Source organism: Paludibacterium sp. B53371 (genome assembly GCF_018802765.1).
GTDB lineage: Bacteria > Pseudomonadota > Gammaproteobacteria > Burkholderiales > Chromobacteriaceae > Paludibacterium.
In genome coordinates this window covers 885429-911670 of the sequence record NZ_CP069163.1, presented here as the reverse complement: position 1 = coordinate 911670, position 26242 = coordinate 885429, and the positions used below count along the sequence as shown (strand labels likewise).

20 protein-coding genes are annotated in these 26242 nt (G+C 62.4%); 6 read left to right on the top strand and 14 right to left on the bottom strand.

Annotation, left to right across the window (positions count from 1 at the left end; translation table 11 throughout):
- Positions 1–127 precede the first annotated feature (127 nt).
- Positions 128–3388 carry a DUF748 domain-containing protein gene (locus tag JNO51_RS04330; RefSeq protein ID WP_215781784.1) on the bottom strand — a complete coding sequence of 1087 codons (3261 nt, stop codon included), beginning with the start codon at positions 3386–3388 and terminating at the stop codon, positions 128–130.
- Between the two features lie 225 nt (positions 3389–3613).
- On the opposite strand from JNO51_RS04330, the gene JNO51_RS04325 reads away from it, so the two are divergent.
- Together JNO51_RS04325 and earP are read left to right on the top strand one after the other, a co-directional pair.
- On the top strand, positions 3614–4954 hold the full coding sequence (locus JNO51_RS04325; RefSeq protein WP_215781783.1) for a glutamine synthetase family protein: 1341 nt from the start codon (positions 3614–3616) through the stop codon (positions 4952–4954).
- A gap of 98 nt (positions 4955–5052) precedes the next feature.
- Positions 5053–6243: an elongation factor P maturation arginine rhamnosyltransferase EarP gene (earP, locus tag JNO51_RS04320; protein ID WP_215781782.1), complete on the top strand. Its 1191-nt coding sequence runs from the start codon at positions 5053–5055 to the stop codon at positions 6241–6243.
- Between the two features lie 83 nt (positions 6244–6326).
- Here the strand turns inward: earP and JNO51_RS04315 are convergent, their stop codons facing one another.
- From JNO51_RS04315 to JNO51_RS04290, 6 genes are all read right to left on the bottom strand, one after another.
- Positions 6327–7901 carry a PepSY domain-containing protein gene (locus JNO51_RS04315; protein WP_215781781.1) on the bottom strand — a complete coding sequence of 525 codons (1575 nt, stop codon included), beginning with the start codon at positions 7899–7901 and terminating at the stop codon, positions 6327–6329.
- A complete protein-coding gene (locus JNO51_RS04310) occupies positions 7898–8188 on the bottom strand; it encodes a hypothetical protein (protein ID WP_215781780.1) in 291 nt (96 codons plus the stop codon). Before JNO51_RS04310 ends, JNO51_RS04315 begins: the two co-directional genes overlap by 4 nt.
- Positions 8185–8457: a hypothetical protein gene (locus tag JNO51_RS04305; RefSeq protein WP_215781779.1), complete on the bottom strand. Its 273-nt coding sequence runs from the start codon at positions 8455–8457 to the stop codon at positions 8185–8187. The genes JNO51_RS04310 and JNO51_RS04305 overlap by 4 nt, the downstream gene beginning before the upstream one ends.
- A gap of 28 nt (positions 8458–8485) precedes the next feature.
- Positions 8486–9388, bottom strand: a complete 903-nt coding sequence (locus tag JNO51_RS04300; protein ID WP_215781778.1) for an alpha/beta hydrolase — start codon at positions 9386–9388, stop codon at positions 8486–8488.
- A 3-nt stretch (positions 9389–9391) separates the two neighbouring features.
- Positions 9392–11398 (bottom strand): TonB-dependent siderophore receptor, encoded by a 2007-nt coding sequence (locus JNO51_RS04295; protein ID WP_215781777.1) that lies wholly within the window; start codon positions 11396–11398, stop codon positions 9392–9394.
- A gap of 720 nt (positions 11399–12118) precedes the next feature.
- On the bottom strand, positions 12119–12928 hold the full coding sequence (locus tag JNO51_RS04290; RefSeq protein ID WP_215781775.1) for an outer membrane protein OmpK: 810 nt from the start codon (positions 12926–12928) through the stop codon (positions 12119–12121).
- A 370-nt stretch (positions 12929–13298) separates the two neighbouring features.
- Here JNO51_RS04290 and efp point away from each other — a divergent pair, with 370 nt between their 5' ends.
- The 4 genes from efp to JNO51_RS04270 all read left to right on the top strand — a co-directional run bounded on the left by efp (position 13299) and on the right by JNO51_RS04270 (position 18025).
- A complete protein-coding gene (gene efp / locus JNO51_RS04285; RefSeq protein WP_215781773.1) occupies positions 13299–13865 on the top strand; it encodes an elongation factor P in 567 nt (188 codons plus the stop codon).
- A 180-nt stretch (positions 13866–14045) separates the two neighbouring features.
- On the top strand, positions 14046–15857 hold the full coding sequence (locus JNO51_RS04280; protein WP_215781771.1) for a DUF885 family protein: 1812 nt from the start codon (positions 14046–14048) through the stop codon (positions 15855–15857).
- 130 nt (positions 15858–15987) lie between these two features.
- Positions 15988–16452, top strand: coding sequence for a GNAT family N-acetyltransferase (locus JNO51_RS04275; RefSeq protein ID WP_215781769.1), 465 nt, complete (start codon positions 15988–15990; stop codon positions 16450–16452).
- A gap of 85 nt (positions 16453–16537) precedes the next feature.
- Positions 16538–18025 (top strand): carboxypeptidase M32, encoded by a 1488-nt coding sequence (locus tag JNO51_RS04270; RefSeq protein WP_215781767.1) that lies wholly within the window; start codon positions 16538–16540, stop codon positions 18023–18025.
- Positions 18026–18068: 43 nt separating this feature from the next.
- Here JNO51_RS04270 and JNO51_RS04265 read toward each other — a convergent pair whose 3' ends face one another.
- From JNO51_RS04265 to JNO51_RS04235, 7 genes are read right to left on the bottom strand one after another with little or no spacing between them, the layout of a single operon-like run.
- Positions 18069–18923 carry an ABC transporter substrate-binding protein gene (locus JNO51_RS04265; RefSeq protein ID WP_215781764.1) on the bottom strand — a complete coding sequence of 285 codons (855 nt, stop codon included), beginning with the start codon at positions 18921–18923 and terminating at the stop codon, positions 18069–18071.
- On the bottom strand, positions 18920–20863 hold the full coding sequence (fhuB, locus tag JNO51_RS04260; RefSeq protein ID WP_215781762.1) for a Fe(3+)-hydroxamate ABC transporter permease FhuB: 1944 nt from the start codon (positions 20861–20863) through the stop codon (positions 18920–18922). The genes JNO51_RS04265 and fhuB overlap by 4 nt, the downstream gene beginning before the upstream one ends.
- A complete protein-coding gene (locus tag JNO51_RS04255; RefSeq protein WP_215781760.1) occupies positions 20860–21633 on the bottom strand; it encodes an ABC transporter ATP-binding protein in 774 nt (257 codons plus the stop codon). The genes fhuB and JNO51_RS04255 overlap by 4 nt, the downstream gene beginning before the upstream one ends.
- A complete protein-coding gene (locus JNO51_RS04250) occupies positions 21627–22364 on the bottom strand; it encodes a siderophore ferric iron reductase (RefSeq protein ID WP_215781758.1) in 738 nt (245 codons plus the stop codon). The genes JNO51_RS04255 and JNO51_RS04250 overlap by 7 nt, the downstream gene beginning before the upstream one ends.
- Entirely contained in the window at positions 22361–24157 is a 1797-nt protein-coding gene (locus JNO51_RS04245) for an IucA/IucC family siderophore biosynthesis protein (protein WP_215781756.1), read from the bottom strand. The genes JNO51_RS04250 and JNO51_RS04245 overlap by 4 nt, the downstream gene beginning before the upstream one ends.
- A complete protein-coding gene (locus JNO51_RS04240) occupies positions 24157–24747 on the bottom strand; it encodes a GNAT family N-acetyltransferase (protein ID WP_215781753.1) in 591 nt (196 codons plus the stop codon). Before JNO51_RS04240 ends, JNO51_RS04245 begins: the two co-directional genes overlap by 1 nt.
- Positions 24748–24756: 9 nt before the next feature.
- Entirely contained in the window at positions 24757–26070 is a 1314-nt protein-coding gene (locus JNO51_RS04235) for a lysine N(6)-hydroxylase/L-ornithine N(5)-oxygenase family protein (RefSeq protein WP_215781751.1), read from the bottom strand.
- Positions 26071–26242 lie beyond the last annotated feature (172 nt).

The window sequence follows — 26242 nt, the reverse complement described above, 5'->3', positions numbered from 1 at the left end:
GGCCGGGCAAAGCGTTTCCGGGAGGAAAACGTTTGCACCGGCCCTTGCACTATATCTTGTGTTTGCTGATATCTGTCTGCACTACATGCCGCATTCTAGCGCATTGATGGCGAACACGAAAGTTTTCTCATGGCCTTGTCAGATCAATCGCCAGCGGCACCCCGTCGGCACTGGCCTGGGCGGTTTTGGCCGCGGCCAGCGAGATGCGCGCCTTCAACTCTGGCCAGGTCTGCGCCAGGTATTGCTGTGCGCCCCTGGCACGGGCATTGGCCAGTGCCAGCAAGTCCGCATCGGCCACCGCCTCGTTCTGGATGGCCTCCTGCCGCAAGGCCGTGTAGAAGGCAGGCCCGCTGCCGCCGGAAACCATGCGTGCCACCAGTTTCAGGCGGCCGACGCGATCGGCGAACATGGTCTTGATCGCCTGTTGTATTTCCACATCCTGCACATCGACGGCCGGCAGCGGCTCATCCGGCAGCAGCACCACACCGGCCGCCTGCAGGATGGCCCGGTCCACCCGGGCACGGGCCAACTGGCGACGGTCTGCCTGCGGATCCCAGGTCCCGGCGATACTCAGACGCATCTGGGGGCGCTGCGACATCATCTTGGCCAGCTCGCCCAGTTTCTGCCGTTCGGGTGAGGTCACGGCCGCTTCGCCCGCGACAAAACGCACATCGTCAAAGCCATCCATGCCCAGCATCGCCCCCAGGGCACGGAAGGGAGCGGTGGCCACTTTCTGCACCACATTGACGAAGGCTTGCCATACCAGACCGCCATAGCTGAACTGCGGATCGTCCAGATCGCCGCTGACCGGCAGATGCAAATCGATCCGGCCATGACTGTCCTGCAGCAGCAACACCGCCAGACTGAGCGGCAAACGGCTGATGCCGGGACGCTCGACCTGCGGTCCGAGCTTGATCGAATCCACCACAATGCGGTTATCGCCCTTGAGCTTGCGCTGCGACAGCAAATACTGCAGCTCCACCGACAGGCGACCATCATCGATCTGCCAGCCGGCGATATTCTCCGAATAGGTGTTCAGGCTGGTGAGCGGAATATTGCGGAACATCAGCTGGATATCCGCGCTGTCGGTAAACGACAGCGGTGCCAGGGCACCCCGTACGCGCACGTCACCGTTTTGGTCGACCAGACCATTCAGCGCGATGGCACCACGCTTGCCGGGGCGGGAAGACAGGCCGCTGATGGTGCCCCCCAGCTGATTGACGCGGGTGGCAAAGGCCGGCTTCATGCCCTGATCGGCAAAATCGACATTGCCGTTGCGCACCCGGATCATGCGCACGTCAAAGATCAGCGGCGCGGCCTTGCCCGTGGCCGGTTTCGCCGGTGTCGGAGACGTTGCGGCAAACAGCCGGCGCAGATTGCTGACCCGGTTCTGATCCAGCACCAGCCGTACCACCGGCCGATCCAGCTGCACATCACGCACCGACACCGCCAGCGGACTGCCGGACAACTTCAGCCCCGACAGATTCAGAGCCCGCCAGGCCAGCAAGGGGTTCTGCTCGCCGGCCTCACGAATCAGCAGGCTGCTCAGACCCGCACTGCCGGCCAGCTGCCAGCCCGTGGCGCCATAGCGCAGATCCAGCTTGGCCGACAGGTTTCCCTGCGGCATGGCCAGCGGGGTTTTGGCCAGCAAATACGGCGACAGCGGCGTCAGCGGCAGGGCTTGCGCGGTCAGTTGCCCCTGCAGCTGCGCGGCCGCCGGATCGAACTGACCGGCAAAATCGAGCTGACCGCGGCCGGCATGGGCATTGAGGCTCACGTCGAATGCCCCGTCCGAAGGATGGGGACTCAGGCTGCCGGCCAGGGGCGCCAGGGTCACTTCGGCAGGCTGGGCCAGCGTGCGATCACGCCAGACCAGACGGCCATCGGCCATGGCCAGACGAGGCAGGGTAAATTGCCAGCCACGGTCTTCAGCCTTCTGCACGGCCGCCACCACCGGGCGACCGCCCGAACCGGCGCGCAAGGCATCCAGATTGAGCGACCCATCCGCCGCGCGTTCGATTTGCAGCACAGGCTGCTGCAGCGTCAGCACCCCGCCATGGATCTGCCGGCCACTCATCGACGCTTCGCCCAGACCGAGATGCGCCATGGTCAACATCGGGGGCTGCCCCGGCTGAGCCAGCGACAGGTCCTTCAGATTGGCGGTGATGCGCGAGAGCGCCAGACCAGCCGGATCACCCAGCCGCACCCCGAGCGAGAGAAAGGGCAAATGACCCTTCAGCTCGACCGGACTGACGCGGCTCTGATCCCTGAGTTGCCATTGCCAGTTGTCCAGCCGCAGATCATTGACCTGGATATGCCACGCCGGACCAGCAGCCGGCTTGTCGGCCGCAGCAGCCTGCGCGGGCATGGCGGCCAGCCAGTCGAGCTGACCGGCCTGATTACGCACGGCGGTCACCTGCCCATTCGACAGATGGATGCGTTTAAAAAATAACGAATGTTTCTGCAGGTCGAGCAGGCCGTCCTCCAGCGCCAACTGGCCGAGCGCCAGCTGACTCTGGCCATCCGGCGAGCGCAGTCCCAGTCCGTCAATGCGGGCAAACAGCGTGCTGAGGGTCAGGCGCGGCCTGGCCGACTTCAGGTCAAACACATAATTCAGATCCAGCGACAGATTGCCGCGCGGCGGCGCCAGATGCAGATAAGGCGCCAGATAGTCCCAGACATCGGCCACCGGCAGCTGGCTGATGGTGATGCGGCCGGACGAGGACAAGGGCTCCAGCCCCAGCAGGCCGCGCCACTTCAGGCGGGTATGCTCGCCCAGGGTAGCCGACAGGGTATAGCCCCCCTCACCGGCCAGGGTACTGAGGTCATGCAAATTGAGGTTAATGCGCTGCAGGTCATAGGTCTGATCCGGACTGCCCTGCAGATCGCGCAGCACCAGCCGGCCCTGACTGAAGGTCAGCCAGTCGATAAAGACCTTGGACGCACTGCCGGAAGACGGCCCCGGGCCGCTGGCATCGCGCACCAGCCGGGCCCAGTTCCAGCTGCCATCGGCAGCACGCACCAGATCCACTTCCGGGCGGGACAGCGCCAGCATCTCGGCATGCCAATGGCCGATCAGCAAGGCCCGCGGCATGGCATCCAGCTGGATGCGCTCGGCCGCAAACAAGGGGCTGCCGTCGCGGTCACGCAGCCGGACCCCCTTGAGTTCCAGGCTCATGCGCCATGGGTGAATCGCCACCTCCTCCAGCGTCAATTGCCGGCCGATACCCTGCGCCCAGCGTACCGCCGCATCGTGTACCAGCCCGGGGGCAATATAAGCAAGGAAACCCCAGGACAGGGCCCAGAGCAAGAGCACGGCGGCCAGCGCATAACGCCAGAAACGCCGCGGCTGGGGACGACGCGGCTCGGAGTGAGATTGGTCAGACATGCAGATTCCAGAGCGAAGATTCTGATAACAATTAAAGAATAGTACCGCGAAACGACCTTTCCGAGGACAGTTCAGCGCTGGACGCGGCGGGCGGATTTGTTGGTTAACGACAACAGCATCAGACTTTCATGACAAAAAGATTGCTGCCGCCCGGCAAGGCCACCTAGGATGAATGAGCGTTAAATATTTTTAACGCCCTTCCTTCTTCCCACCGCAAGAGGATTTATGAACCCTGCCGACAGTATTACCAGCTGGCTTGATCAGCACCGAATCACCGAGATCGAATGCCTGATTCCGGACATGACCGGATTGGCGCGCGGCAAAGTCGTACCGCGCCACAAATACGATCCCGGAGAAGGGCTGCGCCTGCCCGAGGCAGTGTTCGAACTGAGCGTCACCGGCGACTATCCTGACGCCAGCCTGACCCCGGAGGCCGACCCGGACCTGCGCCTGATCCCGGATGCCAACACCCTGCGACTGGTTCCCTGGGCGGCGGATCCGACGGCCCAGATCATCCATGACTGTGTCGGCTTCGACGGCAAGCCGGCCGAGCTGTCACCGCGCAATGTGCTCAAGCAGATCCTGGCGCTGTACGAAGCCGAAGGCATGACGCCGGTGGTGGCGCCGGAAATGGAGTTTTACCTGGTGGAGATCCAGCCGGACGAAGACATCCCGCTGTCCCCCCCGGTCGGCCGTACCCGCCGCACCGAAGCCGGTCGCCAGAGTTTCAGCATCGATGCCATTTCCGAATACGACGAAATCTTCGACATGCTGTACGACTGGTGCGAAAAGCAGAACCTGCAGATCGACACGCTGATCCATGAAATGGGTCCGGCACAGATGGAGATCAATCTGGATCACGGCAATGCGCTGGATCTGGCCGATCAGGTGTTCCTGTTCAAACGCACCGTGCGCGAAGTGGCCTATCGCAACAATATGTACGCCACCTTCATGGCCAAGCCGATGCAGGGGCAACCCGGCAGCGCCATGCACATCCACCAGAGCCTGGTCGACCGTCAAACCGGCAAGAACGTCTTCTCCAATGCCGATGGCAGCCCGTCAGATCGTTTCTTCCAGTTTATCGGCGGCCTGCAAAAGTATCTGCCGCCGGCCATGCCCTTTTTTGCGCCGTATGTGAACTCGTATCGTCGTCTGTCGCGTTACACCTCGGCACCGATCAACCTCTCCTGGGGCTACGACAACCGCACCTGCGGCCTGCGCGTTCCGCACTCCAGCCCGGCCGCCCGTCGCGTCGAGAACCGCCTGCCCGGGGTCGACGTCAACCCCTACCTGGCGATTGCCGCCAGCCTGGCCTGCGGCTATCTGGGCATGAAAGAAGGGCTGAAGCCGACCGAGCCCCTGGCCGGCAGTGCCTATGAGCAACCACACCAGTTGCCGCGCCACCTGGATGACGCCATCGACATGCTCAATGGCTGCGAACCGCTGATCGAAGTATTCGGCGAACGCTTCATCCGCGCCTATGCCGCCATCAAGGAGCTGGAGTACCGCGAGTATTTCGAAGTCATCAGCCCCTGGGAACGCCGCTTCCTGCTGCTGCACGTCTGATCGTTCGGGGTGTCGGTCTGCTCCGGCACCCCGGATGTCCGGCCCGGCCCGGCCGCATGATGTTATGCTAGAGGCTGATGAGCACCGGATATTTCTGCATGACGCAACACACGCCGCCCCTGTCCTGGGACATTTTCTGCAATGTGATCGACAACTATGGTGACATTGGCGTCACCTGGCGCCTTGCCAGCCAGCTCCAGCGCGAGCATGGCCAGCGCGTGCGCCTGTGGGTCGATGACCTGCACAGCTTTGCCCGCCTCTGTCCCGGCATCAGCGCCAACCTGGCACGCCAGGACTACCGCGGCATCGAGGTGCTGCACTGGACACCGCAACTGCCGGCCGACGCCCTGCCCGGCGAGGTGGTGCTGGATGCCTTTGGCTGCAGCCTGCCGGAAGACTTTCTGGCCGCCATGGCACGTTGCCGTCGTCCGCCGCTGTGGATCAACCTGGAATACCTGACGGCAGAAGACTGGATCGACTGCTGCCATGGCATGCTCTCTCCCCATCCCAGCTTCAGCATTACCCGGCATTTTTTCTTCCCGGGCTTTACCGCGCGCAGCGGGGGCATCATCGCCGAACAAGGCCTGGTCGAGGCCGCCCGCCAGTGGCAACAGCAGCCCGAGCGGAAAAGCCTGCTACTGCAAAGCCTGGGCTTGCCAGCGCACGACCCGGAGGCGCTGTATGTCAGTCTGTTTGCCTATGAAAACGCCGCGATTGGCGAATTGATGCAGCACTGGGCCGCCGGACCGCAAAAGATCGTTTGCCTGGTACCCGAGGGACGAATTCTGGGCGACGTCATCGCCGGATTTGCCCACCAGCCGCTGGTCGCCGGCGATCACCTGCAACGGGGTGCGCTGTCACTGCACGTTCTGCCCTTCAGCGATCAGGAAAGCTACGACCGCCTGCTGTGGAGCTGCGATGTCAATTTCGTGCGGGGCGAAGACTCATTCGTGCGCGCTCAGTTGGCCGGCAAGCCGATGGTCTGGCACATCTACCCGCAGGAAGATGCCGCGCACTGGGTCAAGCTGGATGCCTTCTGTACCCGCTACCTGCAAGGCGCAGACCCGGAAGTGCAGCAAGCCATGCTGGCACTCAACCATGCCTGGAACCACAGCCAGGCCATCGTACCGGCCTGGAAGCAATTCATTGCCCGCCGGCTGGCACTGGAAATCCATGCCGCCGAGTGGCCGCGCACCCTGCTGGAAGGCGGCGACCTTGCCAGCCGCCTGATGCATTTCATCCAGGCGCGGCGCGACGACACACCGCCCGGTGACAACCAGGCAGATTGACCCTTGCCCGAGGAGGCAAGGGCTTCTTGAATGACCGGGGCAATCAGCACGAACCCTCACACTGCCCCGGCAGCCGTGCCGCCTCACCGGCCAGCAATGTGCCATACCGAGTCCGCGGCACTTGCCGACAGACGGCGGCCGACCCAGCCCGCCAGCCATGCCAGCACCCCGCTGGCCAGCAATGCCGTCACATCGACGGCCCAACCTGCGACATACCCTCTCTGTGCCGCAACCCAAAGCGACGAAATGGGGATGGCCAGCGTGGCAAGTGCACAAAAACGCAGCAAATCACGGGATGCCCTGGCTGCGCCACGCAGCAGCGCCCAGGCAATCGACAGCAGAAACACCCCATAGTAAAGCGGCAGGTGCCACTCCACCCCGGGAGCAAAATAGTTCAGCAACTTGCTGGCTGCCATCGCCAGGGAAATGCCGCTCATACATCCCAGGCTGATGCCGACCGAGAGTGCGGCCATGCTGCGCACCTCTCGCCGCTGCGCAGGGACACTGCTCTCGCCGTGCGCGACTTTGACCCTGCGCGACTCTATCCATAGCAGATTGCCACTGAAAAACAGCCACGCACCCGCCATGGCCAGCAGGAAATACAGCCACTGCAGGAGCGCTCCGCCAAACAAGGCCATGTGCAACGCAAAGAAACTGCTGATCAAGGTATTGGATAGCGATTGAGCGCCGGGCACCATCTCCTTGCTCTCGAGGTGGCCGGTGTAAGGCTGCAGCACCAGGAAGCCGCCTTGTGGGCGTGGCATGACCGCCCGGCTGTCATGCCCCCACACTCTCACCAGCGGGCGCGCCCCACCGATATCCTGATATTGCAAGGCATCCACCTGCATGTCGGGGGCCAGTTGCCTGGCCCGTTCAAGCAACTGCTGCGGCGTGAGCAGGGTTGCGGCCAGAGGCCCTGGCGGTGCGTGATGCGGAGCACTTTGCACCGGGCGCGGCGGCTTGCCGGATAACTGGTCTTGCACCAGGTAGAACAGGTCATGATAAGCAAACACCACGGCGGTAATGGCCATGACCAGGTGAAAGGGCAAGCTGATGATGCCGACAATATTGTGTGCATCAAGCCACATGCGCTTGAGGTTTTTGCCGGTTCGCAGTCGGAAGAAATCCTTGACCAGCGAAGGCAGCAGCACCACCACGCCAGAAATCAGCGCCAGTGCATACAGGACCGCAACGACCCCCATCACCCAGCGTGCGTAATCATGATCGACAGGCAGGCCGATCACCCGGTGCAGCGTATCGATAAAATCTGGCAAGCTGGCCCCATGCAATGGCTGGATTTGCACCCCTCCCTCTTCGGCCAGGCCGGCAACCAACAAGCGTCCTGCCCCGTGCGCTTCTTCGCCAGTCTGCGCCTGCCAGCTCAAGCGAGCCGGAATCCCCCCCTGCTCCGTGACATGCACGGTAAAACCGGCCGCCACGGACGGCTTGCTGGCCAGGACAGCCTCTACCAGTCGGCCCGCATCGGCCAGCGAGACCATGCGCAGCGGCACTGTCGGCTGCAGCCATGCACGGATGGGCTCCTTGAATACGGCAAAGCCACCGGCATAAAACGCGATGAACAGCCCCAGACCGGCAATGAGACCAACCCAGGTATGCAGGGATTTGTAGATCCGGATGATGTCGGACGGAACTTTCATGACAGCCCTCCCCGGCTCAGCCAGCCCAGCCAGAGCCAGGCCAGTGCATTCACCCCTCCCAGACAGAGCAAGGCCGACCAAACATGACGAAACAGATAGACCGTGCCGGCGACACCAAGCCAGACCGGCGCCACCAGCCACATAGCCAGCTGGGAACGCACCGGAAGAGGCACTTCGCCCAGGCGCTGCAGCAACAGACCTCCGCAGGCAAAACCCAGCGCCAAGCCCAGCACCTGCCCTGTCAGCGTCTTGCCCAGCCAGGATCTGCGAATGGGAGACGGGCTCATCGACTGGCCCTCCCGCTGATGAGCAGCGCGCCCAGATAAGGGCAGAGCAGCAAGACCACCATGAGCAGGCAACTGAAAACAAAGATACTGCTCAGCAACAGAAATACGCGACACAGCAGCAGCAGACCCGCCAGCAGCAGGGCAAGCGCCACCAAGCGTGTTCGCCCGCGGGGTAAAGGACGGGGCAGCCAGTTCTGATTGGGTGAGGCGAGAAACAGACTGACACTGCCCAGTACGATGGCGAGCACGCCACACAAGAGATTCATCATGGATACGTCCGGCATAAGACATGTCATATCAGGGCTGTTGAACAAAAAATGCCATGCCGCGAACCAGCGCTGGCATCCAGGAAAACCCGTGATCCTCCCCCTCCAGAACCTGGAAGCGAACACGGTCAGCCTGTCCGGGCAATGCCTGCAGGGCCTCAGCCAGCCTCCGGGCAGGCGCAATCATCGGCCGAGACAGCAAGGTCGTGCGCCGCTGCGCAGACAGGTTTTCTGCAGGGAGGTCATCTTCTAGCGCACCAACCGTCAGCTGAAATGCCGGCAGACCGGACGCGGGCATGGTCGTCGGCACCAGATTGAGCACCATTTGGTTTTCCCACCACAGGGAAGGACTGGAGGCGAGGCAGGTGGAAAAGCTTTGCGGATATTTCAGGCAGACATAACTGACAAACAAGCCGCCAAAGGAATGGCCGAAAATACCCTGTCGCCGGAGATCAACCGGGAAACGCGACTGAATCAGCGGCTTGAGTTCTGTTTGCAAAAAGCGGAAGAAACGCTCTGCGCCACCATACCCGGCGACGACTGGCCCGCCAGGCAGGAGCGGCGTGTAATCTCTTGCCCGGGCGTCATAAGCGAAATCCTCTTGCTGCGGGTACGCCACCGCGACCACCAGCGGTGCCACCAGACCGGTTTCACGACGGCGCCGTGCAATGCCTCGGGCGATGAAGGCCGCAACAGGAAAAGCGGCATTGCCATCCAGCACATACAGCACCGGATAGCCGTCCTGCGGCACCGGCGTCTCTGGCCGGAACACCATGATGCGATAGCGCTCTCCGTTACTGCGCGACAGCAGGTCGATCTGCTGCCCGGCCTGGGCCGACACTGACTGCCAGCCGGCGGCGAGGCAGGCGGCTGACAGCCCGAAGGCCATCAGCCCGCCCAGACTCCGGCCCAAATACTGTCGGAGCTTTTCCATCCGTCAGAAGTCCGTGGTGGCCGACACGGTATAGGTGCGTGCCTGACCCAGGGTGGCAATCGGCGTACTGTCGCTGAAGCTGCCCGAGTAGTAATGACGGTTGAACACATTGTCCACGCCAAAACGGAACACGGTTTTCTTGCCGCCAACGCGAGTCGTATAGCGCGCCCCCAGATCCAGCTGACTCCAACCGGAAATCTGCTGGGTATTGGCCGCGTCCAGATACACGCTGCTGGTGGCAATCACACGGCTGCTCAGCGTCAGCCCCGGCACCCAGGGAGTATCCCATTCCAGCCCCATATTGCCCTGCCAGCGCGGCACACCCACCGCCTGCTTGCCGTTGTTCTGGCCATAAGCCGTCTTGGTCTGCACACCCTGGCTGTAAGTCGCCCCCCCCAGCAAACGCATCGCACGGGTCAGCTCGCCACTGGTACTCCATTCCAGCCCGCGCACCCGTTTCTCGCCGCCATCGACATAGGTGGGGTTGGTCATACTGCCCATGGCCACCAGCGTGGGCTTGGTGATTTCAAACAGGCTGGCAGTGTGACTGAAGCGGCCGGCATCCCACTTCACCCCCATTTCCTTCTGTTCGGTCTTGTAGGGTGAGAACACCTGGTTGTAGTTGGTCGCGGAGGTATCCGTCACGGTATCGCCCTTGGACAGACCTTCCACATAATTGGCGTACAGCGAAACCGTCGGCCCCCATGGTTTAACCACCAAGCCAACTGCCGGAGACACCACGGACTTGTCATAGCTGGCCGTGGTTGCGCCGCTGCCATTGTAAGAAGTGGTCTTCACCCGCTGATTGCGCAGCCCCATGGTGAGCTTGACCCTGTCATCGAGCAGGGAAAGGGTATCCATCAGAGCGAGACTGGACAGCGTGACATCGCCGGTTTTCGGCGCGGTAGACGGGATGTCAGGCATCGCGGCCGTCACCGGATGATAAAGATTGGACGAGAAGCTGCTCATATTGACCGCAGAACCGCTTTCCTGCTGCAGTTCGCTGGCATGTACCACCAGCACATGACCGATGCTGCCGGTATTGAAACGGCTGCGGATACCGGCCTCTGCCGAGACATTCTCGTCATAGCCACGTTGCGCCACCATGCGGCCGGTAAAATCACCATTAGCCTGGATGCTGCGGGCATGGGTGCCATTGATGAAGCCGCTGTAGTCGTGACGCATACTGCCCAGACCGGCAAACAGCGACACGACATCATTCAGCGCATATTCGCCACGCAGGATGGCCGCCTTGCTTTCCAGTGTTCCTCTGGCATTGGGGAAGAGATTGGTACTGGCATCCAGAGCCGGTGGAATGTCGCTCGTGGCAAACCAGTACATGGCTGGCGTACCGCCGCTGAACGACTCCTTGCTGTAATACACGTCCAGGCTGGCTTTGAGCTGCTGTCCACGGTAATCCAGCGCGGCCGAGAGGAAATCGCGCCGCTTGGACTGACCACTGAGCGTGGTATCGCCGTCACTGAGCGCGGCATTGACGCGCACGCCCCATTCATTGTTCTCGCCATAGCGACGACCGACATCCAGCGTTTCCTCCAGCTGGGAATCTGACTGAACACCCACAGAGAGTCGCGTCAGCGGCGTGTCGGCCGCACGCTTTGGAACAAGATTGATGACCCCGCCGACTCCGCCGCTGGGCGCCATGCCGCTAAACAGCGCACTCGGCCCCTTCAGCACTTCAACCTGTTCGATAAACTCAACCGGCGTATGCCCATATGGCGCCAGACCATACATGCCATTCACAGCCAGGTCATTGGCGCTGACATCGAAACCGCGGATGCGGTAGTTCTCGTAGGCATGACCGCTGGAGGTGGTAAAACGGACCGAAGCATCATTCTGCATGACATCCGCCAGGGTCCTGGCCTGCTGATCCTCAATCAGCTGTGCGGTGTAACTGGTCATGCTGAACGGCGTATCCAGGATCGCCTGATTGCCCAACACCCCTACGCTGGCGTTTTTCGACACCTGCCCTGCCGCATAGACGGCAGCCACCGACGGCTTTTTAGCCTTCACGACAACGGCAGGAAGTTCGGTTGCATCCGAAGCGCCCCCCACCTGCGTACTTTCTTCCGCCAACAACACAGTTGGGAACGTGGCAACTGCCAGAGCAATGGCAATTGGCGTCATCCGCAGCGACATAACTTCTCCTTGCAAAAGATCACACAAGCCCGGAACAGGCCTGGAAAACGATTCATGAGCGATGGACAAAAAAATGGCGCCGAGGCCCACCAGGCCGCATCCCTATGCACCCCAAAGGACAGACCGGACAGCCATCACGCCCGTCGTACTTTCCACCTGCCGGGAGCATGGCGATCAGCTTGCTGACACACCATATCGCAGTGCTTTTCCCGTCAACGAGGAACAAGGGCAAGTGGAAAGACTCGCATCTTAATGAAAATGATTCTCATTTGCAATAAATGAATAAGGTGACAGAGAATGTCAACACGCAGAAAAACAGAAGATGCAGAACAATTGCCAACAAAAGCCTGTTGATCGCCGAAAAAGACAGATCATCAAGATAAAAGGCACACCGTCACTCAATGCCGACAGAGACACAAGCCAGAACGGGGTCCGGTCTTTCATTTTGCGTCAGGATGCAAAATGAAAGACCGGACCCCGTTTGAGCGATTTGTGTCGCCCCCTCAGATCCGCGAAGTACCAAAAAAAAGCCGCCCGAAGGCGGCTTTTTGACAGCTCGGTGCAACTTCCGGATCAGAAGTTGTACTTGGCGGTGTAGATCCAGGCGTATTCGTTGCCAGCGGTACCCAGCTTGTTGACGGCGTAGCGGTATTGCAGGCCGGCGGTCAGGTGCTTGGTAGCATTCCACCACAGCGAGACGGCACCGTTCTGGCCGGTACGCTTGGAGGGGGTCGAACCCGGCTGAGCCAGCGTGGTGAAGTAGTCGGAGCGGGCGAATTCGGTTTCATGCCACTGGGTCAGGGCGAACGACTGACCAAACAGGTCGAAGTCATAACCTGCCACGTAACCGGCCATGTAGCCGTTCATGTGGGCGCCAACGCCTGCCTTCAGCTCCTGATGACGACCGAAAAACGGATGAACCCACAGCTTACCGAAGTTCAGATCGGTACTCAGACCCAGCACACGGTTCTGGTCGAAGAACTGGTTGCCACCACGGGAAGCCGGATCGGTATCGCTGTCACGGGTATCGTACACGTGGGTGTACAGCTTGATCGGCAGACCGGCTACTTCCGTCAGGTTGAAACGGCCAATCACCTTGAAGGTGTAGCGCTGGTCGCCAGACTTCATTTGCGGGTCGTGACGGTTCCAGTTTTCCAGGTCGAAGAAGCCATAGACATCCCCCCAGGAACGGCCAGCGCCGCCTTCAACTTCCAGGTACTGGAAGTTGCGCTTGGCACCGAACGGTGCGGCCTGAGTTTTGTCCAGGGTCGATTCGGACCAGTTCAACTGGTTGATGCTGACATCACCAAAGGTGTAGTCAGCGTGAGCGGCGGCCATGCCACCTGCCATGGCCAGAGCCAGGGCGATCTTGAGCGTTTTCATTGTTTTCACCGTGTGTTCTTGCTTGTTACTCTCTCGCAGACAAGGGAGTCTGCGGCGCGGCGAAAGATAATGGAGAAATACTTTTTTGCAAAGTAACTGCAACAAAATTGTCGCTTTAACGACATCTTCATACAAAAACTATTTGTCTTTATATAAAGCAATCTTCCCTTTTTTCCCCAAAGCAGGCAGCATAGGCTAGTGGCTCATACAAGTGGCCATGCTTTGCAGCCCCGCCATCCCGTCAGCCCTCACACGACGCCCGCGTACCGGAAAACCAACAGCCTTTCAAGGCCTGTCTGGCGCTTTGCATTGGAAATCAATACAATACCGGGTTTTGTCGGAATCGATTCCCCAACAGGACTGTTTAGCAATGAAAACCGCTCAGGAACTCCGCGCAGGTAACGTCTTCAAGCTTGGCAACGACCCGATGGTCGTGCAGAAGGCCGAGTACAACAAGTCCGGCCGTAACGCCGCTGTTGTCAAAATGAAGATGAAGAACCTGCTGACCGGCACCGCTTCGGAAGCCGTTTACCGCGCCGACGACAAGTTCGACGTGGTCGTGCTTGACCGCAAGGCCTGCACCTACTCGTACTTCGCTGACCCGATGTACGTCTTCATGGACGAAGAGTTCAACCAGTACGAAGTCGAAGCCGACAACCTGGGCGACGTGCTGAACTTCGTGGTTGACGGCATGGAAGACGTCTGCGACGTGACCTTCTACGAAGGCAAGGCCATCTCGGTTGAACTGCCGACCACCATCGTGCGCGAAGTGGAATACACCGAACCGGCCGTCCGCGGCGACACCTCGGGCAAGGTCATGAAGCCGGCCCGCCTGAAGGGCACCACCTTCGAAATCCCGGTTCCGGCCTTCGTCGAAATCGGCGACAAGATCGAAATCGACACCCGCGATGGCGGCGTGTTCAAAAAGCGCGTTTAAGCCAACCGGCCACGCAAAAAACGACCCTGCGGGGTCGTTTTTTTTGCCTGTCGTTCATGCCATTTGACTCAAATCATTGGCTGACGGTGGTCGTCATGCCAGTGGTGTTGCGCGCCATCAAATGTTAGCAATTATTAACTTAGTAATATTTGAAGACCCACACAACGCACAAGGCGCATCATGAAGCTCCGTATTGCAACATTGTTGGTATTCTCCGCTTTCCTCTCCACCGGTATGGCTGCCACCGCCCAGGCCGCTGACGTGGCGCCAGCCACCCAGGCGAGCCAGGCCATCAACCCGACAGGCCAGCAACTGCGCAGCCTGGTTGACGAGTATTACCATGCCAGCGTGGCGCTCAACCCGCTGAGCGCCCCGGACATGGGGGTTTACACCTATAACGATCAGTTTGGTGACTACTTGTCTGACGCCTGGATCGCGCGAGCCAAGAACCTGGAACAAAGCTATCTGAACAAGGTGCAGCAGATCGACCGCGCCAGTCTGTCGGCCGACGACCGCATCACCTATGACATGTTCCGCTATGACCGTGAAATGGCATTGCGCGGCTTTGATTTCCCGTTCTGGTATCTGCCGCTGAACCACTTCGACAGCAAGGCATCGACCTTTGCCGACCAGGGTACTGGCGAAGGTTCGGTACAATTTGCCACGGTCAAGGATTACGAAGACTTCCTGAAGAAGATGGACGGCTTTGCCGCCTGGAGCCATGCGGCCGTCGCCCGCATGCGTGAAGGGATGGTCAAGGGCGTGGCACTGCCGATCCCCCTGGCAGACATCCTGCAAAAGCAGCTGCGCGGTTACGTCACCGTCAAAGTGGAAGACAGCAGCTTCTGGAAGCCGATTGCCAACATGCCGAAGGATATCTCGCCGGCAGACCGCGAGCGCCTGACCGCCGCCTATCGCGACAAGATCGAACATGTCGTGAACCCGGCCTATACCCAGATGGCCGACTTCCTGCAACACGACTACAAGGGCACCAAGACGCTGGGCTACACCAGCCTGCCGAACGGCAAGGCCTGGTACCAGTACAAGTCTGACCTGAACACCACCACCAACCTGCCGGTGGCGCAGATCCATGAAATGGGCAAGAAAGAAGTCGCCCGCATCCTGCGTGAAATGAACCAGATGAAGGCGGAGTCCGGCTACAAGGGCGACCTCAAGTCCTTCTGGAAATACCTGCAGACTGACCCGAAATTCTTCTGGACCGATCCGAACCAGGAACTGGCCGATTACAAGGCCTTCCGCGACAAGATCTATCCGCGTCTGCCGCTGTTCTTCAACCTGATGCCGAAGGCGCCGTACGAAGTTCGCCCGGTACCGAAGGAAACCGAAGATACCGCCGGTGTCGCCTATTACAATCCGGGTACACCGGATGGCAGCCGTCCGGGCATCTTCTATGTCAACACCAAGCCGGGTCAGCAATTGCCGAAGTGGAGCATGGAAACCCTGGCCATCCACGAAGCAGCACCGGGACACCACTTCCAGATTTCCCTGAAGCAGGAACAGCAGAACGAGCCGGAATACCGCAAGTTCGCCAGCTACAACGCCTTTGAAGAAGGCTGGGCGGTGTACTGCGAAAGTATCGGCCGCGAAATGGGCATGGAAAAAGACCCGCTGCAGTACTTCGGCAAGCTGAACGAAGAGATGCTGCGCGCCATGCGTCTGGTGGTGGACACCGGCCTGCATTCAAAGGGCTGGAGCATCAAGCAGGCTGAACAGTACATGCACAATAACTCGGCGCTGGGCGCCGGCGACATTCACTCCGAAGTTCGCCGCTATCTGGCCATCCCGGGTCAGGCGCTGTCGTACAAGGTGGGCCAGTTGACCTTCACCAAGCTGCGTGCCGACAGCAAGGCCGCACTGGGCGACAAGTTCGACATCCGTGCCTTCCACGATCAGGTGCTGAGCACCGGCTCGCTGCCGATGTCCGTCATGCAGACCAAGATCCAGGACTGGATCGCCAGCCAGAAGCAGTAATCGCTTTCAGGCAAGCAGTACCCAGCGCATCGCCCCTCGGGGCGATGCTTTTTTATGGACTGCCCGCGGCATGGACGAAGGCAGTACCATAGAGACACTGTTGAATGACTCATCACGAAAAGGACCACAGATGACTGCGCCCCTGCTCACCCGCCTGCTGCAACAGGAAGACTATCCGGCCTGGAAGCCCCTCTGGGATGGCTACAACGCCTTCTATGGCCGCAGCGGCCCGACGGCGCTGCCGGACAGCGTCACCCAGACCACCTGGCAACGCTTTTTCGACCCGACCGAACCGATGCAGGCCCTGGTGGCCGAGCAGAACGGTCAACTGCTGGGTCTGGCCCACATTCTCTACCACCGCAGCACCACCGATATCGGCCCGACCTGCTACCTGCAGGACCTGTTTACCAGTGAACAGGCTCGCGGCAAGGGGGTCGGGCGAGCCCTGATCGAAGCCGCCCGCCAGCAGGCGCGCGCCGCAGGTGCCACGCGTCTGTACTGGCTGACCGCCGAAGATAACCACACCGCACGCCAACTCTACGATGCGGTCACCGGTGGCTGCTCGGGCTTTCTGGAATACGAGACCGGCGTCTGAACATCGCGCTATGACAAGTGGGCAGTTGTTGGCAAAATAGGCCCCCTGTCCACTGACCTGCCCCACCCGCCAGAGAGGATTTTCCATGAGCAGCTGCCCTGCCTACCAGCAATTGGCCCACACCTTTGCCCGCCTGCACCGCTTCAGCCATCTCGGCGCCATCGCCGGCTGGGACCAGGCCACCATGATGCCGGCCAAGGGCAATGAAGCCCGTGCCGCCGCACAAGCCGAACTCGGCGTCCTGATGCACCAGATCATCACCGATGGTCAGCTGAAAACGCTGCTGGCCAGCGCCGAGCAGGAAGACCTGGACGAGATGCAGCGTGCCAACCTGGGGGAGATGCAGCGCGAGTGGCGCATGGCCAACACCCTGCCCGCTTCCCTGGTCGAGGCCAAAACGCTGGCCGCCGCCCGTTGCGAACACGCCTGGCGCGGCCAGCGTGCCGCCAACGACTGGCAGGGCTTTCTGGTCAACTTCCGCGAAGTCGTCCGTCTGGCCCGCGAAGAAGGCCGGCTGCTGGGTGCGCTGAACGGACTGTCGGTCTACGACGCACAAATGGACAAATACGAGCCGGGCATGCAAAGCGCCCGGGTCGAAGCGATTTTCGGTGAGGTGAAAACCTGGCTGCCGGGGCTGATTGCCCGGGTACGTGACAAACAGGCCGGTGAAACCGTCGTCCAGCCACAGGGCCCGTTTGCCACCGACAAACAGCGGGCGCTGGGCGTGGCCGTGATGCAGCTGCTGGGCTTCGACTTCGAGGCCGGTCGGCTGGATGTCAGCCTGCACCCCTTCTGCGGCGGCGTGCCCGAGGACGTGCGCATCACCACCCGCTATCGCGAGGATGACTTCGTGCAAAGCCTGATGGGCATCGTGCACGAAACCGGCCATGCCCGTTACGAACAGAACCTGCCGCAGGCATGGCTGGCGCAACCGGTCGGCCGGGCTCGCTCCATGGGCATTCACGAAAGCCAGAGCCTGTCATTCGAAATGCAGCTGGGCCGCAGCCGCGGCTTCCTGCAACTGATCACCCCGCTGATCCGGCAGCAGTTCGGCGAACAGCCCGCCTTCAGCGCCGACAACCTGGCACGCCTCTATACCCGGGTGAACCCAGGTCTGATCCGGGTCGATGCCGACGAACTGTGCTACCCGGCACATGTCATCCTGCGCTTCGAGATTGAGCGCGACCTGATGAATGGCGAGATCGAACCGGAAGATGTGCCGGCGCTGTGGGACGAGAAAATGCAGGCCTATCTGGGGCTGGACACCCGCGGCAACTACAAGGATGGCTGCCTGCAGGACATTCACTGGACCGACTCGTTCGGCTATTTCCCCAGCTACACCCTGGGGGCCATGTGTGCTGCGCAGTATTTTGCCTGCCTGCGCCGGCAGCACCCCGATCTGGACCAGCAAATCGCCGCCGGCAACCTGCAACTGGTCTTTGACTGGCTGAAACAGCACATCTGGCAACAAGGCAGCCGCTGGTCCACCGAACAACTGCTACAGCACGCCACCGGCGAAACCCTCAACCCGCGCCATTACCGCGCCCATCTGGAAGCACGTTACCTGGCCTGATCCACCCCGACCCCGGGCCTGGTCGCAGACAGCGCCGGGGGTCCTAGCCGCCCATGGTCTCAAGCCCCTGAACCACCCCCTCGGCCAGATACAACAACGAGAACACACCGCCGTAGGTCCAGCTCGGCCGCATGGCGGCAAACCGTCCCTCGCGCACAAAAGGCATGGCCTGCCACAGCGGGCTGTGCCACAACGCCCCGCCAGGCGCCAGCGGGGCGATGGCCAACACCGCCGTACCGCTCAAACGCGCCAGATCACTCACCCGACGCTGCGCCACCCCCCAGGCCCCGGTCTCGACCGGGCAGCCCGGACGCAGGCCCAGCGCCTGGATGGCTGCCTGCGGCATGGAGTTGCGGCCATACAGCCACACGGCACTCGGGCTGCCGACACGGATCACGCACACCGCCGGCGCACCGGCGGGATAGCGCGCCGCCAGACGTACCCGCCACTGCGCCAGTTGCGTCTGCTGCCTGCGCAGTTGTTGCTGTGCATAGGCCGTTCGCCCCAGCACCGTCGCCAGCTGCAGATAGATCTGCCTGGCCATGGCGGCATTGTCATGGTCCACACTGAAAGCCTGCAGACTCAACACAGGTCCCAGATGCGCCAGTCGCGGTTGCAGATCGGCCAGTGCCCCGTCGATCAGAATCAGATCCGGCTTGAGACGCGCGAGCAACTCCAGATTCGGCTCCAGCCGGCTGCCGGCATCCTGCACCGACGGCGGCAAGGCCGGCCGGGCCACCCAGCGCTGATAATCGGCCCGATCCGCCACCGCGAGCGGCGTGACACCGAGCGCCAGCACCTGCTCGGCGGCATCCCAGCTCAGCGCCACGATCCGCTGCGGCACGGCCTGCGCGGCCAGACTCACCATCAGCAAACCCAACATCCACCAGACTCTCATGCCCGTCCTCCCCGGCGCAGCAACAAGGCCAGCAGCATCAGGCCACCGGCCAGCATGCCGGCACACAACCCGACCGGCAGCTGCGCCGGATACCGCAGGGTTCGCCCGAGCGTATCCGCCAGCAGCATCAGACTCGCGCCGGCCAGAGCCGCCCCGAGCAGCTGGGCGCCGACAGCACGTGCGCCCAGGCGTTGCGCCAGATTGGGGGCCAGCAGACCGACAAAGGCCACCGGCCCGAGCAAACTGGTCACCAGCGCACACAGCACGGCCGCCAGCAGAAACCAGGCCCCCCGCCACTGGCTCACCCTCAGCCCGCGACCGGCGGCCATGGCATCGCCCAGAGATAACAACAACAAGGTACGCTGCCCCAACAGGGCGGCAGCGAGGCATGACAGCACGCCCAGCGTGAGACCGAGCGCCGCACCGGCATCCAGACGGTAGGTCGAGCCGGCCAGCCACCCCAGCACCGCCACGGTATTCAGGTCGCCCCGGGCCAGCATCAGCTGCAACAGACCATCCAGCAGAGCCGACAGCGCCAGGCCCAGCAATAACAGCATGCCCGGTGCCCAGCGCCAGCGCCGCCCGAGCCACAGCAGGGCCAGCAGGCTCAGGGCACTGCCCAGTGCCGCCGGCAGCCAGCTGCCCTGCTGCAGCCCGCTGCCAGACCACAGCGACCAGCTCACCACCGCCAGGGCCGAGCCGGACGACACGCCAAGCAAATCAGGACTGGCCAGCGGATTGCGCAGCAGTCGCTGCAAAATCACCCCGGCGACGGCCAGACCGGCGCCGGCACTGGCCGCCGCCAACATGCGCGGCCAGCGCAACATCCATTGCAGGGCATCCGGCCAGGCCAGTAACCAGGCCGCCCCCTGACGATCCAGCCCCAGTGCCAGCAGCACGGTCACCACGAGGCCGAACCAGCCCAGTCGCGCCACCCAGCGATGAGGCCGTACCGGCGCGGCGGTGCCGACCCCCAGCGCCAGCGAGCGGGTATCGCGCAACAGCCAGATCAGCAGCGGTGCCCCCACCAGTGCCGCCATGGCGCCACTGGGGACACTATCAGCCAGGAACAGACTGGCCGCCTGCGCCAGCGCATCGGCCAGCAGCAGCAACAGCGCCCCGTACAAAGCGCTGGCCAGCCACTGCGCCGCCACCCCGCGTGCGCCGAGACGGCAGGCCAACAACGGCGCCAGCAGGCTGACAAAACCGATCAGGCCGGCGGCCGCCACGGCCAGCGAACACAGCCACAGCGACAGCAGCAATACCAGCAACATCACCGGCACACGCGCCAGCCCGCGTCCGGCCGCCGCCTCCTGTCCCAGCCGCAACAGCTGCAGCGGCCGCCACAGCCAGGGCAGCAGCAACAGGGCCGGCACCAGCCTGGGCCACAGCCAGCGCGGCCAGTGCCAGTCAAACTGCGCCAAATCCCCCGCGCCCCAGACAAACACACCGAGCGCATATTGATCGTTGAGCAGGGTCACGGCACTGGCCAGCGCCCCCAGCAGAATATTCAGCGCCATCCCGGCCAGAATCAGCTGCAGCGAGGCCAGCTGACGCAGGCCGGTGATCGCCAGCAACAGGAGGCTGGCCGCCGCGGCACCGCCCAGCGCCAGCCAGTCCGGGTACTGCGTCAGCCAGCCCGGAAACCATACCGCGGCACTGCACATCGCCAGCCAGGCACCGGACGCTGCGCCCAGCGTCATCGGCGACACCAGGGCATTGCCCGACAGTTGCTGCAACAGCATGCCGGACAGGCCCAGTGCCGCACCGCACAGCAAGGCCATGCACAAGCGCGGCACCGTACCCTGCCAGAACAGAATGGCGTCGACTTCGCTGTGCCCGGCCAGACTGCCCTGCCAGCCGTGCCCCCCCCACAGGGGCCAAAACCCGGCGAGCAGCAGCAAACCGCCGACGAGGGCTCGGTGAGGTAATGCGTTCATGCCTCCTCCCGCACCACCGCCAGCGGCAAACGCGCCTCGCGTGCCATCAGCTCGAAAGAGACCCCGTACAAAGCGGAGAGCCTGTCCGGCTGCAGCAGCTCGGCAGGAGGACCGGCAAACACCACCCTTCCGGCTTGCAGGGCAATGATGTGCCCGGCATGGGCGCAAGCCAGATTCAGATCATGCAAGACCGCCAGGACCCCGCGTCCGGCCTGGCGATGGATTTGCCCCAGCAGGCGCATCAGTGCGTGCTGATGGCCCAGGTCCAGCGCCGAAGTCGGCTCGTCCAGCAGCAGCAGCGGTGCCTGCTGCGCCAGCATCATGGCCAGCCAGCAACGCTGGCGTTCGCCGCCGGACAGACTGTCGCTGTCGCTATCGGCCAGATGAGCGACATCGGTCGCCCGCAACGCCGCCTCAATCGCGGCGTGATCCGCCGATCCGAGTCGGGCCAGCGGGCCATGCCAGGGATAACGCCCCAGCGCCACCAGCTCACGCACCGTCAGCCCCGGCGTCGGTGCCAATTGCTGCGGCAGATAAGCCAGACGCCGTGCCAGCGCACGGGCGCCCAGCCGGGCCAGCGGCTGGCCATCCAGCCGCACCGTACCGCGCGTCGGTGTCAGTTGTCGGGCCAGCACCCGCAGCAGGGTGGATTTGCCCGAGCCGTTATGCCCCAGAATCACCGTCACCTGCCCCGGATCAATCTCCAGAGCCGGGATATCAAGAATCAGCCGCGAACCGGCCCGCACCTGCAGATCATGCACACTCAGCACAGCCAGGCCTCCTGCAGTCTTGCCAGTCGCGTCTCGGGTCCCAGCTTCGGACAACTGGCGCAGTACTCACCTTGCGCACAACGGAAGTGCTGGCAGCACACCCGTCGCAGCAAGCCGACGCCCTGCCCGCCGTCCGGCAGGGGAAAGGACTGCAGATCACTTTGATCCGCCAGCCCCATGGCGGCCAGCCAGGCCCGCCCGCCTGTGCGCAACACGGCAAAATCCCAGTCCGGCGAGGCTCGCGCCACATCGATCAGCACACTGAGCACGCAATCCGCCTGCAATCTGCCGGCCATCTTGGGGTGCAGCCGGATGCGGCTCCCCAGATCGGCCAGCAACAGACGGCTGAGCTGCGCCACCTCCTGGCCGGCCTGGGCCATGTCAGCACCGGCATCACACGGCAGGGGCTCATGGGGTGGCAAGGCAAAGCCGGCCACCACCCCCTGATGATGGCGCTGAGCCATGCCGGCCAGCCGGGGTACGGCGCGGCTGCGGTACCAGGCCCAGATCATCAGATAGACAGGCTGCCAGACCAGCATGGTCCAGCAACGACTGGCCCAGTACAACGGCCCGGCCTCGGGTTGTGCGCGCTGCCAGTAGGCCAGCAAGGCATCCAGCGGTGCCGCCGGTCCGCCGGGGACGATCAGGCTGTCATCCGCACTGCCCACCTCCCCCGCCAGACCCGGCTGGGCCGTGGCGACCTCATGCAACAGATGCTGCAAACGACTCATGAGGCGGCACCCGGGCGGTAGGCGGCGATCGGATTGTTCAGCCGGCCATGAAACTGCAGTCCCTGCACCGGATCGGCCAGATTGACCATCTGGCGGTTATTCGCCAGCTGCAGACGGTTGAGGCAAGAGCGGATGAAATCCGGGGCAAACAGATCAAAACGGACGTACTTGTCGGCCCTCTCCGGGTGGTCTTGCTGATAGTCGGTCACACACTGGGCGACGCTGCGCCAGAACTCTGCCTCGGCCAGTCCGGCACGCTGCAGGATCGGCCCCAGAAACCGCAGGAAACCATCGAACACATCGGTCAGAATGGACAGGGTGCGCAGTTCATCGGGGCAAGGAGCACAAATCCGTTCCAGGAAGCCGGGCAACGGTTGCGCCGGATTGAGCACCCCGACCTCCTCGCCGATATCCTTCATCAGCACGCGTACCGGCACATGACCATCCAGAATCAGGATCAGGTTTTCGCCATGAGGCATGAACACCAGGTCATAGCAATAGAAGCAATGCAGCAAGGGGCGCAGATAAGCACGCAGATAGTGCTGCAGCCACTGCCCGGCCGTCAGCCCGGAGGCCCGGATCAATGCCGGCAACAGGGCATGGCCGTCACCATCGACATGCAGCAGGGCGGCCATGGTCATCAGACGCTCCCCCGGCCGCAGCCGGCTCATCGGACTCTCACGCCACAGCGCCGCCAGCTGCTTCTTGTGCGGCCCGTTGCCCTGCAGGGCAGCTTCGTAATACGGCTGCCGGTAACCGATGGCCGCCACTTCGCACAGCACATCAAAACCGCAGTCGCGCAGGGTCTCGTCAGCCCGGACCAGCGCGGCGACCCACTGATTGATGGCTGGCGTGCCGGCCATGTAATACGGCGACAGGCCGCGCATGAAACCCATGTTCAAAATCGACAGTGCCGTCTTGACGTAACGCTTTTCCGGCTGGCTGACATTGAACATCGTGCGGATGGATTGTTGCGCCGCATAGCGATCCTCACTCTCACCGAGATAGACCAGCCGCTGTGCCGCGATCTCGGCAGCAAAGCAGACCGCCAGTCGCTGCTGCCACTGCCAGGGATGCGCCGGCAGATACCAAAAATCATCGGGCGACAGTCCGCGATCACGCAGCAAGGCCGCAAACCGGGCCAGGGTTTCGCCCCCCAGCTCTTCGGCATACAGCTGTGAGGCGCTCAGGTTCTCGACCAGGGACAACTCGGCCACCTGCTTGTTGACCGCCAGCCACACCAGCGCAAAAGGCTGGCCACACTCGGGGGCATAACGGCGATAGTCGCTCAGGCTGAAGCCGATACGGCCATTGTTGGCCACAAAAGCCGGATGCCCTTCGGTCATGCCACTTTCCAGCGCCTGATAGTCCGCCAGCGCCAGCGCTTCGGCAGACAGGTAAGGCTGGTGCAGTTTCCAGGCGCAGCCAAACAGGGTGCTGCTGATTTCATCCAGGTAATCGGGCAGGACGCTCTGCGACAAGCCGAGTTGCTCGTGCGCGGCCACGATGAAGGCCAGCATGTCGGGGGCCACTTCCTGCCCGTCCGCCAGACAAACCAGACTGTCCGGATCCACCTGCCAGTGATCGAGCGCGCTGCGCTCGGCAGCAAACAGATAACGCGGCCCCGTGGTCTCAATGACATAGCGTCCGTCGGGCTGGCGCTGCGGTGTCAGCAGCAATTCATGGCTGAATTCACCGATGGCCTTGGCCAGCAGATGGCGGTTGGCGCGCTGCCACCGTTCAGGACGAAGATGGGCCACAGCCGTGGCAGAGGAAGCAATCGGGGCATTCATCAACGGAGCTCCTGCAGGGCGTCATAGTCGGTGCGATGGCAGAACGCCAGCCAGGCACGCTTGCCGGGCAGGTCGATCTGACGCTGGTAGACAAAACCGGCACCAAGATTGATGGGATGGATTCGGGTATTGGCGATGGCCGGTTCAACCACGATGCGTTGCACCGCAGGATCGCTGAACAGCCAGGCCTGAATGGTGCGCATCACCCCGCGGGTGAAGCCGTGCAGGCGGGCCGGACCGGGCGGCGCGCACAGGAAATGCATCCCGCGGTCACCCGGCATGACCTGATAATGATGGCCGACGGGATCATGGCGCGGATCGTAGGTTTCCAGCAGGAAAGCCGGGCTTCCCTGGTACTCGCCCAGCAACACGCTGTGATGCGGGCTGGCCGCCTGCCGCAGGAAGTAGTCCTGCACCTGTGTAAGGCTATCGTGTTGCATGCCCCAGAAAGCGGCATGCGGGCTACTCAGCCAGCCATGCAGCCGCTCGAGGTCCTGCGCCAGATCGATGGCGCGCAGGCTGAAGTGCCCCAGGGCGGGGATCTCGTGGCAAAACAGCGCTTCAGGAAACAACAGGGTGTCAGATGTCATGGCAACGCCTCAGGCCAGGCAAGGTTGGGAAAGCGGCAGCGCCTCACCCGGCATGCCGAAGGTCTGGCTGGCGATGCGGGTTTCCACCGGATAGACTTCGCGACCGGTCATGGCACGCAGCAGGCAGGCATTGCGGTAGCAGGCCATGCCCAGATCCGGCGTCGCCAGACCATGGGTATACAACCCCACGTTCTGGACAAAAATCTCCTCGCCCTGCACATCCACCGCATAATCCCGCGTCACATCCAGCCGTCCGTGGGCATCGCGCCGCAGCCGATCGCTGATCCCGGCAAGGAAAGCCGGTTGCCGGTAGGCATAGCCGGTTGCCGCCACCAGCGCTGCCGTATCGAGGCGAAAGGCTTTCTGCTGCTCACATTGCAGCAAATCCAGCGCCAGCCCCTCGCGTCCGCTCTGGGTATGGCAGGCAGTCAGGGCACAATTGGTCAGCAGCAGAGGCTGGGCACCACCCCGCAGACGCAGTTGATAGAGCTGCTCGAAAATCTGGTCGATCAGCGTGCGATTGATCCCCTTGTACAGCCCTTTCTGCTCATTGATCAGTTGATCGCGCTGGCCGGGAGGCAGGGCATGGAAATAATCGATGTACTCCGGCGAGGTCATTTCCAGCGTCAGCTTGGTGTACTCCAGCGGGTAGAAACGCGGCGAGCGGGTCATCCAGCTCAGCTGATAGCCATAGCGGTCACTCTCCGCCAGCAGATCGGCAAAGATTTCGGCGGCACTCTGGCCGCTGCCCAGCACGGTGATCGAAGGCAGCATCTGCAACCGCAGCTTGTTGCTCAGATAGTCGGCGCTATGCACCACGCGCTCCCCCAGACCGGCGCAGCAGGCCGGCAGTTCGGGCGAGGTCCCCGTCCCCAGAACCAGTCGCCGTGTGCGCCAGGTTTCCTGCTGTGCACCGTTGCGCACGCTCAGATGGTAGAGACCGTCCTGCCAGACAATGCTGTCCACCCGCCGGCCGAAATACAGTGAATCGAGTTGCGCGGCCACCCATTGGCAGTAGTGGTTGAACTCGGTGCGCAGCGGGAAGAAATTCTCGCGGATGTAGAAGGGATAGAGACGTCCCTGCTGCTTGAGGTAATTCAGAAAACTGAAGCGGCTGGTCGGATCGGCCAGCGAGACCATATCGGCCAGGAAAGGCGTTTGCATGCTGCTGCCTGGCAGCAGCATGCCGGGATGCCAGTCAAAGCCGGCACTTTGTTCGAGAAACGCCCCTTTCAACTCGCTCACCGGCTCGGCCAGACAAGCCAGGCTCAGATTGAACGGCCCAAGCCCGATACCAATGAAGTCATAGACGGTCGCATGCATGTCGCGAGGTCCTTTGCAGAGATTGCCGCGTAGCGGCGGTTGGCTGGTGAACGCCGCTGCACATCCGGCACAGCGGCATCAGACAGGCCGGACCCGGCCATTCACTCTCGCGCACTTGTCATTTCCCAAGCAGGTTGAAATTTCCAAGAGCATACTATTGTAAATGCGAATG

What these genes read in the sequence shown, in the direction of transcription:
- JNO51_RS04330 (WP_215781784.1), bottom strand. Translation starts at nt 3,388, where the DNA reads ATGTCTGACCAATCTCACTCCGAGCCGCGTCGTCCCCAGCCGCGGCGT.
- JNO51_RS04325 (WP_215781783.1), top strand. Translation starts at nt 3,614, where the DNA reads ATGAACCCTGCCGACAGTATTACCAGCTGGCTTGATCAGCACCGAATC.
- earP (WP_215781782.1), top strand. Translation starts at nt 5,053, where the DNA reads ATGACGCAACACACGCCGCCCCTGTCCTGGGACATTTTCTGCAATGTG.
- JNO51_RS04315 (WP_215781781.1), bottom strand. Translation starts at nt 7,901, where the DNA reads ATGAAAGTTCCGTCCGACATCATCCGGATCTACAAATCCCTGCATACC.
- JNO51_RS04310 (WP_215781780.1), bottom strand. Translation starts at nt 8,188, where the DNA reads ATGAGCCCGTCTCCCATTCGCAGATCCTGGCTGGGCAAGACGCTGACA.
- JNO51_RS04305 (WP_215781779.1), bottom strand. Translation starts at nt 8,457, where the DNA reads ATGATGAATCTCTTGTGTGGCGTGCTCGCCATCGTACTGGGCAGTGTC.
- JNO51_RS04300 (WP_215781778.1), bottom strand. Translation starts at nt 9,388, where the DNA reads ATGGAAAAGCTCCGACAGTATTTGGGCCGGAGTCTGGGCGGGCTGATG.
- JNO51_RS04290 (WP_215781775.1), bottom strand. Translation starts at nt 12,928, where the DNA reads ATGAAAACGCTCAAGATCGCCCTGGCTCTGGCCATGGCAGGTGGCATG.
- efp (WP_215781773.1), top strand. Translation starts at nt 13,299, where the DNA reads ATGAAAACCGCTCAGGAACTCCGCGCAGGTAACGTCTTCAAGCTTGGC.
- JNO51_RS04280 (WP_215781771.1), top strand. Translation starts at nt 14,046, where the DNA reads ATGAAGCTCCGTATTGCAACATTGTTGGTATTCTCCGCTTTCCTCTCC.
- JNO51_RS04275 (WP_215781769.1), top strand. Translation starts at nt 15,988, where the DNA reads ATGACTGCGCCCCTGCTCACCCGCCTGCTGCAACAGGAAGACTATCCG.
- JNO51_RS04270 (WP_215781767.1), top strand. Translation starts at nt 16,538, where the DNA reads ATGAGCAGCTGCCCTGCCTACCAGCAATTGGCCCACACCTTTGCCCGC.
- JNO51_RS04265 (WP_215781764.1), bottom strand. Translation starts at nt 18,923, where the DNA reads ATGAGAGTCTGGTGGATGTTGGGTTTGCTGATGGTGAGTCTGGCCGCG.
- fhuB (WP_215781762.1), bottom strand. Translation starts at nt 20,863, where the DNA reads ATGAACGCATTACCTCACCGAGCCCTCGTCGGCGGTTTGCTGCTGCTC.
- JNO51_RS04250 (WP_215781758.1), bottom strand. Translation starts at nt 22,364, where the DNA reads ATGAGTCGTTTGCAGCATCTGTTGCATGAGGTCGCCACGGCCCAGCCG.
- JNO51_RS04245 (WP_215781756.1), bottom strand. Translation starts at nt 24,157, where the DNA reads ATGAATGCCCCGATTGCTTCCTCTGCCACGGCTGTGGCCCATCTTCGT.
- JNO51_RS04240 (WP_215781753.1), bottom strand. Translation starts at nt 24,747, where the DNA reads ATGACATCTGACACCCTGTTGTTTCCTGAAGCGCTGTTTTGCCACGAG.
- JNO51_RS04235 (WP_215781751.1), bottom strand. Translation starts at nt 26,070, where the DNA reads ATGCATGCGACCGTCTATGACTTCATTGGTATCGGGCTTGGGCCGTTC.